At 65.7% G+C, this 15,893-nt stretch carries 15 protein-coding genes and 1 tRNA gene; 13 read left to right on the top strand and 3 right to left on the bottom strand.

Annotated features, from left to right (window positions below):
* Position 1: 1 nt before the first annotated feature.
* Positions 2 to 1,228, top strand: coding sequence for a GNAT family N-acetyltransferase (locus ACQY46_RS14385; RefSeq protein WP_428696720.1), 1,227 nt, complete (start codon positions 2 to 4; stop codon positions 1,226 to 1,228).
* Positions 1,229 to 1,330: 102 nt separating this feature from the next.
* Here the strand turns inward: ACQY46_RS14385 and ACQY46_RS14380 are convergent, their stop codons facing one another.
* Positions 1,331 to 3,547, bottom strand: a complete 2,217-nt coding sequence (locus tag ACQY46_RS14380) for a Wzz/FepE/Etk N-terminal domain-containing protein (protein ID WP_428696719.1) — start codon at positions 3,545 to 3,547, stop codon at positions 1,331 to 1,333.
* A gap of 170 nt (positions 3,548 to 3,717) precedes the next feature.
* Here ACQY46_RS14380 and ACQY46_RS14375 point away from each other — a divergent pair, with 170 nt between their 5' ends.
* From ACQY46_RS14375 to ACQY46_RS14320, 12 genes are all read left to right on the top strand, one after another.
* Positions 3,718 to 4,275, top strand: a complete 558-nt coding sequence (locus ACQY46_RS14375; RefSeq protein ID WP_428696718.1) for a polysaccharide biosynthesis/export family protein — start codon at positions 3,718 to 3,720, stop codon at positions 4,273 to 4,275.
* 135 nt (positions 4,276 to 4,410) lie between these two features.
* Positions 4,411 to 5,649, top strand: a complete 1,239-nt coding sequence (locus ACQY46_RS14370; RefSeq protein WP_428696717.1) for a glycosyltransferase — start codon at positions 4,411 to 4,413, stop codon at positions 5,647 to 5,649.
* A 15-nt stretch (positions 5,650 to 5,664) separates the two neighbouring features.
* Entirely contained in the window at positions 5,665 to 7,194 is a 1,530-nt protein-coding gene (locus ACQY46_RS14365) for an undecaprenyl-phosphate glucose phosphotransferase (RefSeq protein ID WP_428696716.1), read from the top strand.
* Entirely contained in the window at positions 7,191 to 8,498 is a 1,308-nt protein-coding gene (locus ACQY46_RS14360) for an O-antigen ligase family protein (RefSeq protein WP_428696715.1), read from the top strand. The genes ACQY46_RS14365 and ACQY46_RS14360 overlap by 4 nt, the downstream gene beginning before the upstream one ends.
* Before the next feature lie 62 nt (positions 8,499 to 8,560).
* Positions 8,561 to 8,637, top strand: a tRNA-Pro gene (locus ACQY46_RS14355).
* A 164-nt stretch (positions 8,638 to 8,801) separates the two neighbouring features.
* The gene (locus ACQY46_RS14350) at positions 8,802 to 9,524 is read left to right on the top strand and encodes a DUF930 domain-containing protein (RefSeq protein ID WP_428696714.1); all 723 of its coding nucleotides are present in this window, start codon (positions 8,802 to 8,804) and stop codon (positions 9,522 to 9,524) included.
* A 97-nt stretch (positions 9,525 to 9,621) separates the two neighbouring features.
* Complete coding sequence (locus ACQY46_RS14345; RefSeq protein ID WP_428696713.1) at positions 9,622 to 9,912, top strand: ribbon-helix-helix domain-containing protein; 291 nt, start codon at positions 9,622 to 9,624, stop codon at positions 9,910 to 9,912.
* A 178-nt stretch (positions 9,913 to 10,090) separates the two neighbouring features.
* A complete protein-coding gene (locus ACQY46_RS14340; RefSeq protein WP_428696712.1) occupies positions 10,091 to 10,486 on the top strand; it encodes a VOC family protein in 396 nt (131 codons plus the stop codon).
* A gap of 137 nt (positions 10,487 to 10,623) precedes the next feature.
* A complete protein-coding gene (locus ACQY46_RS14335; protein WP_428696711.1) occupies positions 10,624 to 11,151 on the top strand; it encodes a Twin-arginine translocation pathway signal in 528 nt (175 codons plus the stop codon).
* 13 nt (positions 11,152 to 11,164) lie between these two features.
* Positions 11,165 to 12,736, top strand: coding sequence for a GMC family oxidoreductase (locus ACQY46_RS14330; protein ID WP_428696710.1), 1,572 nt, complete (start codon positions 11,165 to 11,167; stop codon positions 12,734 to 12,736).
* Between the two features lie 220 nt (positions 12,737 to 12,956).
* On the top strand, positions 12,957 to 14,210 hold the full coding sequence (locus ACQY46_RS14325; RefSeq protein WP_428696709.1) for a PQQ-dependent sugar dehydrogenase: 1,254 nt from the start codon (positions 12,957 to 12,959) through the stop codon (positions 14,208 to 14,210).
* Between the two features lie 11 nt (positions 14,211 to 14,221).
* Positions 14,222 to 14,809, top strand: coding sequence for a c-type cytochrome (locus tag ACQY46_RS14320; RefSeq protein ID WP_428696708.1), 588 nt, complete (start codon positions 14,222 to 14,224; stop codon positions 14,807 to 14,809).
* Positions 14,810 to 14,821: 12 nt separating this feature from the next.
* Here ACQY46_RS14320 and ACQY46_RS14315 read toward each other — a convergent pair whose 3' ends face one another.
* Positions 14,822 to 15,520 carry a MerR family transcriptional regulator gene (locus ACQY46_RS14315; RefSeq protein WP_428700494.1) on the bottom strand — a complete coding sequence of 233 codons (699 nt, stop codon included), beginning with the start codon at positions 15,518 to 15,520 and terminating at the stop codon, positions 14,822 to 14,824.
* A 24-nt stretch (positions 15,521 to 15,544) separates the two neighbouring features.
* Positions 15,545 to 15,865, bottom strand: coding sequence for an integration host factor subunit alpha (locus ACQY46_RS14310; RefSeq protein ID WP_417768914.1), 321 nt, complete (start codon positions 15,863 to 15,865; stop codon positions 15,545 to 15,547).
* Positions 15,866 to 15,893 lie beyond the last annotated feature (28 nt).

The following is a 15,893-nucleotide window of genomic DNA, read 5'->3' as shown; positions in this document are numbered from 1 at the left end:
AATGGGGAACGCATTAGCCAGGTCGACGGACCTGTTCCAGTCGCATGACTGGGACGACATGGACCTTGAGGCAATGAGGCTCGACGCCATGCTGGAAAACGGCGAATTCGTCATCCGTACCCTGCGCGATCCGGCCGACGCCCGGAGCGAATGGCTGGCCCTTCAGGACAACTCCTTCGGAACGATGTTTACCAGCCACGAGTGGCTTTCGTCCTGGTTTTCCCATGTGGCGCAAGCCCGAGGGATCGAGGCGCTGATCGTGGTCGGCGATATCGACGGACAACCGGCCTTCCTGCTGCCGCTGGCGATCATGCCGGCCGCGCGCGGGCTGCTGCGGGTCGGACGGTTTCTCGGCGACTTTCACGGCAACCAGAACAGCGGGCTGTGGCGCAAGGACATCCTCGCCGGCATTCACGGCCAAAGCCTGCACAAGGCGTTGCTGAAGGTCGGCCAGGAGCACGGCATCGACCTGTTCGACCTGAAATACGTCCCGGCGGAGATCGACGGGCGTATCCACCCGCTCGTCGACCGCCACGCGATCGAAAGCCTGAACGCGGTGCATGCGCTGCCGCTCGAACCCGATTTCGAGACGCTCTACAGGAACCGCCGCAGTTCGAGCGCCCGCAAGAAGCTGCGAACAAAGGAAAAGAAGCTTGCGGAAACGGGTGCGCTGTCCTGCCGCAAGGCGGGTGATGCGGAAACCGCCCTGCATTTCCTGGACACGCTGGTCGCGCAGCGCAGCGCCCGCCAGGCGAGCCAGGGCATTCCCAACGTGTTCGAACCGGCAGACGTGCGCGCCTTTCTCTCCGACCAGCTTCTCGCCTCGCTGCGCGAAGGCGACAACAGGGTCACGATCCACGCGCTGGAAGCTGGGGGGCGCATCCGCGCGACCTATCTGTGCGGCATGCAGTTCGGGCGCTACCACGCCTATACCAACAGCATCGACGAGGATGTCGCGGCCTGCAGCCCTGGCGACATCCTTCTCAATCACGTCATCGCCGACGCGTGCCACGGCGGCGCGGAAAGCTTCGATTTCGGCCTCGGCGCGGAACGCTACAAGACCGCCTGGGCCGACAAGGAAGTCCTGATGGACGTGAAGATCCCGGTGACGATGAAGGGGCGCGCGGCACAGGAGGCGATCCGTCACCTGCGCCAGATCAAGCGCCGGATCCGCAACACGCCGGCGCTCTGGTCGATCGTGCGTGCCCTGCGCAAGCTCCGCGCCTGACGCACCGGCTCCTTCCGCAGAACATTGCCTTCATGAACGCAAGACCCGGGCCGTCGAGCCCGGGTCTTGCGATTCCGGCAGCAGTCGCGGTTCCGCGATGCCTCAGGCGGCCATGTCCGAGCGGCCGCGCGCCGCCTGCGGGGCACCCTCGCCCGAACTCTCGATGGCGACCGGCGCGCCGGTCTGGTCCTCGAGCATGCGCAGCGCATCCTCCAGCTCCGGTCCGGCGGGCGATCCGCCGGTGGCGACCACCACCTGGTCGGCCATGGCAAGGATCTGCGCGCTGATCAGCGAATCGTCGATCAGGCCGAGATCGAAGAACACCTGATCGTAGGTGTGGTCGATGGCCTCCATCAGCATCTCGAAACGCTCGTTCTGAGCGAGTTCGTCGTCGATGGCGCGGCGTCCCGATTCAATGACATGGGCGCGCGATGCGGCATCCCGGTAGATCACGCCGGCAAAGGACGCAGTGCCATCGAGGAGCTCGGCGAAACCGGGAACAGCCTGCGGATCGGCAAGGTCGGGGCGAACCTCGAGGAAAAGCGGCATGACACCGTCCTCCGCCGCCTCGCGCACGAGGCGGAACGTCACCCCTTGCGAGACCTCGTCGCTGTCGACGCTGAGCACGGCGACCCGGCGCGGCCGATCCGCGTCGTTCCGGGCGATCTCGCCTGCGGTCGCAACCGGCGCGGAGGCCACGGACCTGGTTTCCACATCGCCCGGCGTCCCGGTAGCGGCCGTTGCCGGCGCCGCAACCGGCGGCTTCCAGTCATAGGAGAAGGATGCGGGATAGGCGCTGCCAGATGCCATTGTCGGAGCGGACGGGTCCAGACGACGGGGCCGCTCCGGCGTGACCTCGCGCGCCGGCTCTGTCATCTCGGACGGATCGGTCTCATAGCGCCGGGTGGTGAAGGCGCGCCCGGACAGGAACTGCCCCAGGATCACCGACATCACGGAGAGCAGGAAGACGACGAAGGTGGCGATGCCGGCGATCTGCGGCACTTTCGGCGAAAATGGCTCCAGCGGCACGGTGGCCTTGGAGATCACACGCGCATCGGCCCCCAGAACGGGAGCGTTGCGCCGCGTGTCGGCTTCGCGGTAGCGGGTCATCAGCTGATCGAGCTGCGACGTCTTCACCGCCGCCTCGCGCTCCAGTTCGCGCAGGCGGATCTGGTCCTCGTTCGACTGGGCCGTGGTTGCCTTCAACTCGTTGAGCGTCTGCGTCAGGGAGGCGACGCGCTCCTTCTGGATGCGTGCCTCGCTTTCCAGTCCGGCCGCTATCTTGGCGGCCTCCTGGCGGACCTGCCGGTCAAAATCGGTGAGCTGGGAACGCAGCGCGCGAATCTGCGGATGGTTGGGCAGCAGCGTCGTCGACAGTTCGGCGATGCGGGCCTGCAGCTCGACCTGGCGCTCACGCAGACGCTGGATCAGCTGGGAGTTCAGCACGTCCTGGGCGCTGTCGAGCGATCCGCCGCCGTCGAGCTGGCCGCGGATGAGCTTGGCACGGGCCTCGGCCTGCGACTGGGCGGCGCGGGCATCCGACAGCTGGGTGCCGATCTCGCCAAGCTGCTGGCGGTCCAGCGTCTGGTTGTCGGCGCCGAGCAGGAGGTCATTCTGCGAGCGGAACGCCTCGACCCGCTGCTGCGCCGCCTTCACTTCCGCCTGCAGCCGCTCGATCTGGGGCTCCAGTGCGGTCGCGGCAAGGTCCGTCGTCTCGCGCTTCACCGACGATTGCAGGTTGATGTATTCCTCGACCAGCGCGTTGGCGACCCGGGCCGCGACCTCCGGATCCTTCGACACGAAGCGCACCGAAATCACACGAGACCCGTCTACCCGGTAGACATCGAGATTGTCATAGAAAACCTTGAGAACCCGCTCTTCGCGGGAATTGCTGCCGGGATCGCGCATCAGGCCGAGGGCGACAAACATGTCGCGCAGCAGACTGGAGGAGCCCGCGTCGAACTCGGCCAGGGAGGCAAGGTCCAGGCGTTGGGCGACCCGCCGCAGGAGATCGCGGGAGAGCAGCAGCTCGACCTGGCTGGCGACGCCCTCGTTGTCGAGCAGCGCCCTTTCCTCCTCCACGCCCCGCGCATCGCCCGGATAGACGCTGTCGGAGGTCTCGATCAGAACCTTGGATTCAGCCCGGTAGCGGGGCGATACCAGCTGGAGCAGGACAAAGGTGCCGATGGCCACCACGACACACAGGGGAACGAGCCAGCGCAATGACCTGCGCAACGCGCCGAGGATCGACGACAGGTCGATCTCGACCCGTTCGTCGTCGCCATGGTGGCGGGCGCCGTATGCCTGCGACTCGTTCATGCTCGCTACTCCGAAAGGTGCTTGGCGAGAATGATGGAGACTTATGGTAAGCGTAGGGTTAACCGGACGCCAGCCGCGCCCGATTGCCCTCCTGAAACAATGATCGCCGGATTCACCGCAAGTTAACCACGTTGCGGAAAAGAATGGCGCAGTCGTTTCAGGAGATCGGAATGTTCACGCGCCTCATCGTCGCCCTCTGCCTGGCCTTCGCGGTCTCCGCCTGCAGCGGCTACCGGCAGCCGCCGACCGCGTTCCATGACATCCTGACCAAGCCCTACAGGCTTGATTCCAGCGACATCCTCCGGGTGATCGTGTTCGGACAGACGGACCTCAACAACACCTATACGGTCGACCAGGCCGGCTATATCGCGATGCCGCTGATCGGCAGTGTCGCGGCGCGCGGGCTGACCCTTCGCGAACTCGAGGCGACCATCACAAACCGCTTGAAAAACGGGTACTTGCGCGATCCAGACGTCTCCGTCGAAGTGGCCACCTACCGCCCTGTCTTCGTCATGGGCGAGGTCGCCAACGCCGGCCAGTACCCGTATGTGGCCGGCATGACCGCACAGAACGCGATCGCGACCGCCGGCGGCTTCTCGCCGCGCGCCAAACAGACGGCCGTCGACATCACCCGCCAGATCAACGGCGAGATCATCAGCGGCCGCGTGCCGATCACCGATCCGGTCCGCCCGGGCGACACGATCTATGTGCGCGAGCGCTTCTTCTGAAGGCGCGACTCACCCCTTCTGCCTGCCAGCGGCGAGAGTTAACCTGAGACTCATCCCTGCCTGCTAACGTTTCTCCATGCCTGATCCGGAAAATAATCCGGGCATGCAGACGCGTTGAACCAGGGAGTTCTTCAGATGACCGCCGCGCCCTTGCGCATCATTCATATCGTCCGCGCTCCGATCGGCGGCATTTTCCGCCACATCTCGGATCTGGCGATCGCCCAGACCCGGGCCGGCCATCAGGTTGGCGTCGTTTGCGACGCTTCGACCGGCGGCCCGTTCGAGGATGCGGCCATTGCCCGCCTCGCCCCGCAACTCGCCCTCGGCATCGCGCGTTTCCCGATGCGGCGCCAGGTCACCCCGGGCGACCTGAAAGCCGCAGGCAGCCTCTACCGGCACATTCGCGATCTCAAGCCCGATGTCCTGCACGGTCATGGCGCCAAGGGCGGCGTCTTCGCCCGGGCCATCGGCACGGTGCTGCGCATGCGTGGCCGCAAGGTGACGCGCATCTATTGCCCGCATGGCGGCAGCCTTCACTATGACGCCTCGAAGATCGAGGGGAAGGTCTATTTCGCCCTCGAGCGCCTCCAGCAGCGTTTCACCGACGGGCTCGTCTTCGTGTCGGACTACGAGTACTCGGCCTATGAATCGAAGGTCACGCCCCCCCGAATCGCCGCGCGCGTCGTCTATAACGGGCTGATGCCGGAGGAGTTTTCCGCGGTCCAGCCCAAAGACGACGCCGTCGACTTCCTCTTCATCGGCATGTTGCGCGACCTGAAGGGCCCCGATCTCTTCATCGAGGCGCTGTCGCGCATGAAGACGGTCTTCGGCCTCACTCCGCGGGCCCATATCGTTGGCGAGGGCGACGATCGCGCGCGCTACGAGGCCATGGTCCGCGACCACGGGCTTGAGGAACAGGTGACGTTCCTGGGCCCCCTTCCCGCCCGCGAGGCCTTCGGGCTGACGCGCTGCGTGGTGGTGCCGTCGCGCGCCGAGGCCATGCCCTATATCGTTCTGGAGACAGTGGCCGCCAATGTGCCGCTGATCGCGACGCGGGTCGGCGGCATTCCCGAGATTTTCGGCCGCTACGCGGACAAGCTGGTGACGCCCGGCAATGCCGAGGACCTCGCCTCCGCCATGGCAACCGCCTACAGCGACCCCGAGGCCATGCGCAGGCGCGCCGAAGGCCAGCGCAAGTGCCTGTCCGAGACCTTCAATGTCGACCTGATGAACGATCGCATCACCTCGCTCTATCTCGAGACGCGCGGTCACAAGCGTACCGACAAGGCGGGCCGCTCGAGCGACGCGCCGTCGCTTGTCGGCGGCAGGGTTCTGGCCAAGACCGAGGCGAGTTCGCCCCGCGGTCGGGAATAGGGGGAGCGAGCCGTGATGACACGCAATCACGCAGACCGACTGCGCGATGCCCTTCCTGCCGAGAAACCGGCGGGCGCCGAGGGCGCGGTGGAAAACCCGCATGGCGGGAAGCTGTCCCCGCAGGCGCTGCAGATCGCCAGCCGGTTGCAGAAATCCGTGATCTCGCCGACCGTCCTGGCCGGCACGGTCCGTCTTGCCGACCTGGCGATCGTTGCCGCCTTCGGCTTCGCATCGCTCAACTCCGGCGGCGTTCCCCTGACATCCTCGACCACGCTGCTGCCGGTTGTGACTGCGCTGGTCCTTTCGGCCGCCTTCTTCCAGGCATCGGACTGCTACCAGATCCCGGTGATGCGCAACATCGTCGCCCAGGGCGCCCGGATCACGATTGCCTGGACGCTGGTCTTCGTCACCCTGTTCATGGCCAAGACCTTCGGCAACGTCATGCGCGGCTTCGAGGGCGACCTGCTGATCATCTGGTACGGGTTCGGCCTGGCGACGCTGCTGACCGTCCGCCTGATCGTCTCCAGCTTCGTGCGTCACTGGACCCGCGACGGCCGCCTCGAGCGCCGCGCGGTCATTGTCGGCGGCGGCCAGGCGGCAGCCGACTTCATTCATGAAATCGAGCGCCAGCCGAACAATGACATCCGCATCTGCGGGCTGTTCGACGACAGAAAGGGCGATCGTTCGCCCGACATCGTCGCGGGCTATCCCAAGCTGGGAACCGTGTCCGACCTCGTCGAATTCGCCCGGATCGCGCGCATCGACATGTTGATCGTGACTATCCCGCTGCGCGCCGAGAAGCGCCTCCTGGAATTCCTCAAGACGCTCTGGGTGCTGCCGGTGGACATTCGCCTTTCGGCCCATACCGACAAGCTGAGCTTTCGCGACCGCGCCTCGTCCTTCATCGGCACCGTGCCGATCGTCGATGTCGTCCTCAAGCCGATGGCGGACTGGGATTCCATCGCCAAGCGCGGCTTCGACCTCGTCGTCGCCAGCATGCTGATCGTGCTGCTCGCCCCGGTGATGCTGGCAACCGCGCTGGCCATCCGGCTCGACAGCAAGGGGCCGGTGCTGTTCCGACAGAAACGCTACGGCTTCAACAACGAGGTCATCGACGTCCTCAAGTTCCGCTCCATGTATCACGAGATGGCGGACCCGACGGCGAAGAAGGTCGTCACCCGCAACGACCCCCGCGTCGGACGCTTCATCCGCCGTTCGTCGATCGACGAGCTGCCGCAGCTCTTCAACGTGTTGCGCGGCGAGCTGTCGCTTGTCGGCCCTCGCCCGCATGCCGTCAATGCCCACACCAACGAGAAGCTGTGGGACGAGGTCGTCGACGGCTATTTCGCCCGCCACAAGGTGAAACCGGGTGTGACCGGCTGGGCGCAGATCAATGGCTGGCGGGGCGAGGTCGACACCCAGGAGAAGATCCAGAAGCGCGTCGAGTACGATGTCTACTACATCGAGAACTGGTCGATCCTTTTCGATATCCGGATCCTCATCCAGACCCCCTTCGCGCTGCTGAAGACGGAGAATGCCTATTGAGCGCGAGTGTCCCGTACGAACCGGACGCCGGTGCCCGCGCGCCGGCGAAACCGCGCGCGGGACTTCGGCTTGACGGGCGCGTCATCGGCACGGTGGCGCTTTGGGCCGTCGTTTTCCTGGGCGGCTTCGTCCTGCGCGAACCTGCTCCTTACGAACTGGCGATGGTCGTCGTTCTCTCCGGCTGGTTGCTCAGCGCGCCGCGCCTGTCGCCGGCGCTCGCGCCGCTTCTGCTCGTCGTCGTGTTGTTCATCTGCGGCGGACTTCTTGCGACGCTGATGTCCGACGATTTCGGCGAGGCGATCATGTATATCGCCGTCACCGGGTTCCTGGCGCTGACCAGCGTGTTCTTCGCCGCCGTGACCTCGGCCGATCCCTCCCGCCTCAGGACGGTTGCCAATGCCTATCTGGCAAGCGCGCTGATCGTCGCCCTGCTTGGCATCGGCGGCTATTTCGGCGCCCTGCCCGGCAGCCTGTTCACGCTTTACGGCCGGGCCAAGGGAACGTTCCAGGACCCCAACGTCTTCGGACCCTTTCTCGTGCTGCCCTGGACCGTGATGCTGCACGCGGTGCTGACCCGGCCGCTCTCCCGCGCCTTCCTGCCGGTCATGGCGCTTGCTGTCCTGAGTTTCGCCATCCTGCTCAGCTTTTCGCGCGCCGCGTGGGGGCTTGCCGCCTTTTCCGGGCTCGGCGTCTACCTGCTGATCTTCATCGTCACGCGCGATGCGCGTGCCCGCGCCCGTCTTCTCGGCTTCGGGCTGGCCGGCGTCGTCGCACTCGTCGCGATGGTCGTCATTGCGCTCTCGGTCGATTCCATTTCCGGCATGCTTTTGCAGCGTGCCAAGCTCGTTCAGGACTACGACACGGCGCGGCTCGGCCGGTTTGCCCGCTACGCGCTCGGCTTCCAGATGGTTCTCGACAACCCGTTTGGCCTGGGTCCGCTGCAGTTTCGCAACTTCTTCCCCGAGGATGAGCACAACACCTATCTGAAGGCCTTCACCACCTATGGCTGGCTCGGCGGCGTCGCCTATCTGGCGCTGGTCGGGTTTACGGCGACGCGCCTTTTCCCGCTCGTTTTCCAGCCGCGCCCCTGGCAGTGGGCGGCGCAATGCGTCTTCGTCGTGCTGCTCGGCCACATGCTGATGTCCGTCGTCATCGACACCGATCGCTGGCGTCACCTCTATCTTCTGTACGGCCTCGCCTGGGGGTTGATCGCCTGCGAATACGGCTGGCGGGCGCGAGCCGCCGCATCGATGCGCCCGGGCTGTACACAGGCTCGTGCAGACACGCCGGGCGCACGCCCTTAAGCGCTTGCACCCCGGTTGCGAAGCGGATAGGAAGAACGGGCTTGGCGCAAACGCTGGGCAGTCGGGCAGTAGCGCAGCCTGGTAGCGCACTTCACTGGGGGTGAAGGGGTCGTCGGTTCAAATCCGGCCTGCCCGACCATTTTTCCAAATTTCCCGCCATCGGAACCGAACGTCGCGGTGCGGTTTTTCGCCCCGCAGCCGGCGCTTGCCGGAATTCCGGCTCATTTGCCCGGCAGGAAATGGCGAGGACGAATACCGCCGTCCTGCCCCGCCTTTTCAGCTCCGACGAACGGTCGCTCCCCGATGCGGCGAAGCCTTGCGATCTCGATTGCCCTGCACGTCGCGGCCTTCGTCCTGCTGTGGTACCTGCCGGATGCGCCCGTACCCCATACTCCTCCCGCAAGCCAGTCGATGGACGTGGTTCTCGTGCCGCGGCGCGCCCGCACCTCGCCGCCGACCTCGGTGCGCCCAGTGGCGGCCCGACCGGCGGGTCTGCCAACCGGAGCCAGGGACGAACCGCTTTCCAGCGCGGCACCCGGGAAACGGCAACAGGACGCCGCGCCTTCGCGCAACGTCAAGGACACCGCGCGCCTGACCCCGGCGCCGGCGCCAAGACGCAGAAAGACGCCGGAACTGTTCGAGGCGACAACGCTCTACACCGCGCATGCGCTGGCCTCGCGCCTGGGAAAGGCGACCCTTGCCGATCTGGACCTGACCGATCCGCAGGAACGCATCATCCAGCTTTGCAACTACGAAGCCATCGAGCAGGTGCGCCGGGAGCATCCGAAGCTGCGGGCGGACTTCGCCCTTGCGGAAGCTCGCAGCGCGCCAACCCTTTCCGGCCTTTCGGTCACTGCCCAGGGTGCCGCCATACAGGGCGGCGGGCGCTGGTACGACCTGTCGTTCCGCTGCGAGGTGGCCCCGGACCTTGCCGGCGTCGCCTCCTTCGCCTTCGCCCTCGGCGATGCGATTTCGGCCCCCGAGCGCGAACGGCTCGACCTTCCCGCCGAGGCCCCGGTCGACTGAAGGACCTGCGCACTTGTGCCGAGGGCGGACGGCGCTACCATACGGTCCGCGGAAGCAACATGGACAAGAACGCATCCGCGACGCGGGAGGAACGCGCATGTGCCATATCTTTGCCGGGCAGGATCCCAATGACTACGAGCCGGAAACCCGACGCCTGCGGCTGAACGGGCAAAGCACCAGCATCCGTCTGGAACGCTCGTTCTGGGAGATCGTCGACGAGATCGCCGCCTCGGAAGGCGTCAGCACGCCGGCCTTAATTTCCAGGCTGCATTCGGAGGTTCTCGAGCTGCGCGGGGAGACGCGCAACTTCACCTCGCTGCTGCGCTGCGCCTGCCTGATCCGCCTGCGCCAGACGCTCCCGCAGCTGCATCTCGAGGCGGCCGAGTAAAAATCCGCCTGTAGTACAAACATACTACCTGAAGCGACGTACTCCCGGGCATTCTCGTGCCATCGGAAGATCAACATGATCCGGGCGCCCTCATCGACTGATGAGGAAACAAGCCCTGGACGGTTGAAACTTGCCCCCACCTTTCCGTGGCGGGGCGAGGCAATCCGGGAGGAGACAAGTGGCAAAATGTATACACGCGATGCTTCGCGTGATCGATGAGGCTCGGTCTGTCGCATTCTATCGGACCGCCTTCGCACTCGAGATTGCCGAGCGGCTCGAGTTCGACGATTTCATCCTTCTCTATCTCAGAAACAACGAGGCGGACTTCGAGGTCGAGCTGACGGTCAACAAGGGCCGTGTCGAGCCGTATGACCTGGGGGACGGCTACGGGCACCTGGCCTTCTGCGTTGACGATCTGGATGGCGAGCACGCCCGTTTCACGGCTGCCGGCCTCGCCCCCAGAAAAATCGTCGAATTCAACCGCGACGGCGCACTGCTCGCGCGCTTCTTCTTCGTTCAGGACCCGGACGGCTACCAGATCGAGGTGCTGCAGCGCCACGGCCGCTATCGCTGACCGGACCCGGCGGACAGTCGCTCGGGTTCGAGTGAATGTCCTCACTTGCTTCGCATTCAACACCCGGGAGCGACTTCTCCCGTGTCGGGCACGGCGCGGGGTGCTCCAGGCGACATCGTTTCGGGAGGGAGGACACAATGACCGAAACAACGCACCACAACCGGGCTCTCACCCGGCGACAATTGCTGGCCCGCAGCGCGGCGCTGAGTGCTGCCTTTGTCATCGGACCGGGCTTTCTCGCCGGTTCCGGCGCGGCCTGGGCAATGGAGGTTGCCCATCTCAAGCCGCAGACCATGGCGACGCTGCTCCAGATGGCACGCGACATCTATCCGCATGACCACGTCGGCGACGCGTTCTACGCGGCCGCGGTAAAACCCTACGACAGCGCCGACAAGGCGGCGATGGTGGAGGCCGGCGTTGCCGCGCTTGATGCCGCGGCCCGGGGCAAGGGGCATGCCGGCTATCTCGCTGTCGGCTGGGAACGCGACCGGGTCGACCTGTTGCGTGCCATGGAGGACGGCGTCTTCTTCCAGACCGTGCGCGGCGGGCTCGTCACCGGGCTCTACAACCAGAAGGCCGTCTGGCCGCTCTTCGGATACGAAGGCGAGAGCTATTCCAAGGGCGGCTATATCGACCGCGGTTTCGACGACATCAACTGGATCTGAGGGAGGCGCTGTCATGGCTGCACCATTCGACCTGAACGACGACAGCGTCGTCGTCATCATCGGCACCGGCGCGGGCGGCGGGGTCCTTGCCAATGAACTTGCGCAGAAGGGCGTCAGCGTGGTCGCGCTTGAGGCCGGCGGCCGTTATCTGCCAGACGACTACGTCAACGACGAGTGGGAGAGTTTCGGCCAGCTTGCCTGGCTCGATCCGCGCTCGACGTCAGGCGACTGGCGCGTGGCGAAGGACTTTTCCGGCCTGCCGGCCTGGATCGTCAAGGCGGTCGGCGGAACCACCACCCACTGGGCCGGTGCGTCGCTGCGCTTCCAGGCGCACGAGTTCAAGGCGAAAACCACCTACGGGAACGTGCAGGGCGCCAACCTGCTCGACTGGCCGATAGACCTTGCCGAGATGGAACCCTGGTACGAGAAGGCGGAGGACAAGCTCGGGGTGACGCGCACCGGCGACCGCGCCGGCCTGCCCGGCAACAACAACTTCAAGGTCCTGGAGGCCGGCGCCCGCAAGCTCGGCTACAAGGAGGTCCATACCGGGCGCATGGCGATCAACTCGGCCGAGAACGACGGGCGCTATGCCTGCCAGCAGACCGGCTTCTGCTTCCAGGGCTGCAAGTGGGGCGCAAAGTGGTCCGCCGCCTACACGGACATCCCCCGCGGCGAGGCGACGGGCAATCTGGAGGTCCGCGAAAGGGCCCATGTGCTCAAGATCGAGCACGACGCCTCCGGCAAGGCGAGCGGCGTCCTTTATGCCGACAGGGACGGCAACCGGCACTTGCAAAAGGCCCGGGTCGTGTGTGTCGCCGGCAATTCCATCGAGAGCCCGCGCCTGCTGCTCAACTCGGCCTCGAGCCTGTTTCCGGACGGCCTCGCCAATTCCTCGGGCCAGGTGGGACGCAACTACATGCGCCACATGACGGGGTCGGTCTATGCCGTCTTCGACAAGCCGGTGCGGATGTGGCGCGGCACCACGATGGCCGGCATTGTCCAGGACGAGGCGCGGCACGACCCCTCGCGCGGTTTTGTCGGGGGATACGAACTGGAGACGCTGGCGCTTGGCCTGCCCTTCATGGCCGCGTTCCTCGACCCAGGCGGCTGGGGGCGCGAGTTCACCACCGCGCTCGATTCCTACGAAAACATGGCCGGCCTGTGGATCGTCGGCGAGGACATGCCCCAGGAAACCAACCGCATCACCCTCAATCACGAGCTCAAGGACCAGCACGGATTGCCGGCACCGGACGTGCACTTCACCGACCATCCCAACGACACCGCGATGCGGGCGCATGCCTACAAGCAGGGCATGGCGATCTATGAGGCCGTCGGGGCGACGCGCACCTTCCCGACACCGCCCTACCCCTCCACCCACAACCTGGGCACCAACCGGATGTCGGAAAACCCCAGGGACGGCGTGGTGAACCGCTGGGGCCGCACGCATGACGTGCCGAACCTCTATGTCTCCGACGGCAGCCAGTTCACCACGGGCGCAGCCGAGAACCCGACGCTGACCATCGTGGCGCTCGCCATCCGGCAGGCGGACCATATCGCCTCGGAACTGGCCAGCGGCACCCTTTAGGCGAATGCCGGGCGGGTGCGTGCAGCGCCCGCCCGGCACGACCATGACTTGTACTATTTGTCATATGTATGATTTCATATCTCTGCCGACCGTGCCCGCCCGCTCACCCGGCCGTCCCCTGGAGGATGAGCGGACGGGCCTTTCGGTTCTGTTGGCCAATCGGGACGCAGATCCCGAAGACACAGCCGCAGCCGCGGCACATATCACCCCGGAGGAAACGATGAAGACAGTTCTGCTTGCAAGCGCCAGCCTGCTGATGGCCACCACCCTCGCCCCGGCGCAGGCGCCCGTGCCGGACAATCTGGAAAAGCTCTCCAACTTCCAAAGCACCGGCACGACCGAATTCACCTATGTCGAACAGGACGGCGACTACGCCGCAGGCATCCGGGAGACCCTGAAGGGGATCAAGATGCCGGACGGGTTCAGGATCGAGCTCTATGCGGTCGTTCCCGACGCGCGCCACATGGCCGTCGGACCGCAGGGCATCGTCACCTTTGTCGGCACCCGCAAGGACAAGGTCTGGGCGGTCACCGACCGCAACAAGGACCGCGTCGCCGACGAGGTCAAGGATTTCGCGCCCTCTCTCAAGTTCGCCATTCCGAACGGCCCTTGCTTCTCGAAGGACGGCTTCCTCTACATCGCCGAGCAGAACCGGGTGCTGGTCTATCCGGCGGCGGAGTTCTTCTACGAGAGCCCCGATGTCGCCGCCTTCAACGTGGTGAAGCAGGGCGAACTCGTTCCGCCGGCGGACGAGAGCTACAACCACACGGCGCGGGTCTGCAGGATCGGCCCGGACGGCAAGCTCTACATCTCGCTCGGCCAGCCGTTCAACGTCGCACCGGCCGACAAGCTCGAGCACTACAAGGAGCATGGCATCGGCGGCATGATCCGCCTGAACACCGACGGTACGGGCCGCGAGGTCTACACCTACGGCATCCGCAACTCCGTCGGCCATGATTTCCATCCCGAGACCGGGGAACTCTGGTTCACCGACAACCAGGTGGACGGCATGGGCGACGACATTCCGCCGGGCGAAATCAACCGCCAGACGGCGGCCGGGCAGCATTTCGGCCACCCCTGGTATGGCGGCGGCGACGTGCGGACCAACGAATACGCAGGCGAGGAAGTGCCTGTCGACGTGGTCATGCCCGCCGTGGAGACCGTCGCCCACGCGGCCGATCTCGGCATGAGCTTCTACACGGGCAAGCAGTTCCCGGCGAAGTACAGGAACGCCATCTTCTCCGCCCAGCACGGTTCCTGGAACCGCACCACGCCGGTCGGCGCGCGGGTGATGGTGACCTTCATCGACGAGGAGGGCAAGGCCACGACCGAGCCCTTCGCTGAAGGCTGGATCGACGAGAATGACGAGTATCTGGGCCGTCCGGTCGATGTTGCCCAGTTGCGCGACGGCTCGATCCTCGTGTCCGACGATCTTGCCGGCGCGATCTACCGCATCTCCTACGAGGGCAATTGATGCGCAAAGGCATGATCAGGGGTCTGGGCGGGGTTCTCCTCGCCCAGATCGCATTCGCGGCCCTGCCCGCCAGCGCGCAGGAACCTGAAGGAGATCCGCAGGCCGGGCGCAAGGCTGCCGGCATGTGCAGGACCTGTCACGGGCTGGAGGGCCTCGCCCGCATTCCCATCGCCCCGCATATCGGCGGCGAACCGGCCGCCTATCTGAACCGGCAGTTGCGGGCCTTTCGCGACGGGACCCGCACGCACGAGATGATGAGCGTGGTGGCAAAGTCGCTCGACGACACGGCGATTGCTAACCTCGCCGCCTGGTATTCCTCCCAGGAAGCAAGGGCGACGCTCCCGGACGGTGTCTCGCCGGACGACGCTCCGGTTGAATGCAGCGCCTGTCACGGCGAGGCGGGAATGGGGCAGACGGAGGACGTGCCGAACCTGGCCGGAGAGAGCCCGATCTATATCGACACGCAGCTCAAGGCGTTTCGCCTCGGCAAACGCGAGCACGAGGTGATGTCGGCGGTCGCGGCCGATCTCAGCGACGAGGAGATGCGCCGCTTCGCCGACTGGTACGCGGCGGTGAAGCTGACAATCGAGAAGCCATAGTCAGAAGCGGGATCAGCGCGCCTGGTCGAGGATGCGCTTGCACTCGAGAAGCTCGAAAAGCGTCGCCTGGAGGCGGCGGATATCGTCCTTCGACAGGTTTCCGGCCGGACCGCCCTCGCCCCGGTCGCCCAGCAGCCGCTCCATCAGGCGCAAGCCGGCGCGGGCCTGCGGCGTATCGGGGGCGTGTGCGCCTTCCGCGATGATGCCGCGCGGCACGGGCTCGCCGTCGTCCTCTTCCGCGATCGCCACAGCCTGGCGGGTCGCGGCCGGTTCGGAGCGTCCCGCCCCGGCATCCGCCGACCGGCCGGCCGGCGAGGCGCCAGCGGCGGAAGATCCGCCACGACCGCCCTGAGCGGCACGGCCACGGGCATCGCCGCCGGTGTCGGCAGCGGCGGCCTGGGCGGCGAGCGCTGCCAAGGCCACCCCGTCCTCGCGCCAGACCTGCATGACGAAACGCGGCCCCTGCTCCTTGAGGATCCGCTGGACGCCCTTGATCGTATAGCCTTCGCCATAGAGGAGATGACGGATGCCGCGCAGCAGGTCGATGTCGTCGGGGCGATAATAGCGACGACCGCCGCCACGTTTCAGCGGCCGGATCTGGGAGAAACGGGTTTCCCAGAACCGCAGCACGTGTTGCGGCAGGTCGAGGTCGTCGGCGACCTCGCTGATTGTGCGGAAGGCATCAGGGCTTTTGTCGACCGTCGCTGAAATGGCGCTTCATCGTCCGGCGGCGGATCAGTCTCCGCTCTCGGACGCTCCCATCATGGTCTCGTTGATACGCTTCTTCAGCACGTTGGACGGCTTGAACACCATCACGCGGCGCGGAAGAATGGGGACTTCCTCGCCGGTCTTGGGGTTGCGTCCGATGCGCTCCCCCTTGGAACGAACAACGAAAGACCCGAACGATGAAAGCTTGACGGATTCGCCGGCGACAAGACAGTCGGCAATCTCGGACAAGACCTTTTCGACGAGTTCCGACGATTCCGACCGGGAAAGGCCAACTTTCTGATACACGGCCTCGCAGAGATCGGCCCGAGTAATTGTCCTGCCGCCCATAGTCCCTCCTTGGCCAGACACGCGATCC

It is taken from the genome of Stappia sp. (genome assembly GCF_965276915.1).
In the GTDB taxonomy this organism is placed as follows: domain Bacteria; phylum Pseudomonadota; class Alphaproteobacteria; order Rhizobiales; family Stappiaceae; genus Stappia.
The sequence above is the reverse complement of the archived record's forward strand: the minus strand, read 5'-3'. Positions and strand labels throughout refer to the sequence as shown.

Excerpts from the sequence above, each read along its gene's own strand:
- ACQY46_RS14325 (WP_428696709.1), top strand. The coding sequence starts at position 12,957 with ATGAAGACAGTTCTGCTTGCAAGCGCCAGCCTGCTGATGGCCACCACC.
- ACQY46_RS14370 (WP_428696717.1), top strand. The coding sequence starts at position 4,411 with ATGACCGCCGCGCCCTTGCGCATCATTCATATCGTCCGCGCTCCGATC.
- ACQY46_RS14330 (WP_428696710.1), top strand. The coding sequence starts at position 11,165 with ATGGCTGCACCATTCGACCTGAACGACGACAGCGTCGTCGTCATCATC.
- ACQY46_RS14320 (WP_428696708.1), top strand. The coding sequence starts at position 14,222 with ATGATCAGGGGTCTGGGCGGGGTTCTCCTCGCCCAGATCGCATTCGCG.
- ACQY46_RS14375 (WP_428696718.1), top strand. The coding sequence starts at position 3,718 with ATGTTCACGCGCCTCATCGTCGCCCTCTGCCTGGCCTTCGCGGTCTCC.
- ACQY46_RS14345 (WP_428696713.1), top strand. The coding sequence starts at position 9,622 with ATGTGCCATATCTTTGCCGGGCAGGATCCCAATGACTACGAGCCGGAA.
- ACQY46_RS14380 (WP_428696719.1), bottom strand. The coding sequence starts at position 3,547 with ATGAACGAGTCGCAGGCATACGGCGCCCGCCACCATGGCGACGACGAA.
- ACQY46_RS14350 (WP_428696714.1), top strand. The coding sequence starts at position 8,802 with ATGCGGCGAAGCCTTGCGATCTCGATTGCCCTGCACGTCGCGGCCTTC.
- ACQY46_RS14385 (WP_428696720.1), top strand. The coding sequence starts at position 2 with ATGGGGAACGCATTAGCCAGGTCGACGGACCTGTTCCAGTCGCATGAC.
- ACQY46_RS14335 (WP_428696711.1), top strand. The coding sequence starts at position 10,624 with ATGACCGAAACAACGCACCACAACCGGGCTCTCACCCGGCGACAATTG.
- ACQY46_RS14310 (WP_417768914.1), bottom strand. The coding sequence starts at position 15,865 with ATGGGCGGCAGGACAATTACTCGGGCCGATCTCTGCGAGGCCGTGTAT.
- ACQY46_RS14365 (WP_428696716.1), top strand. The coding sequence starts at position 5,665 with ATGACACGCAATCACGCAGACCGACTGCGCGATGCCCTTCCTGCCGAG.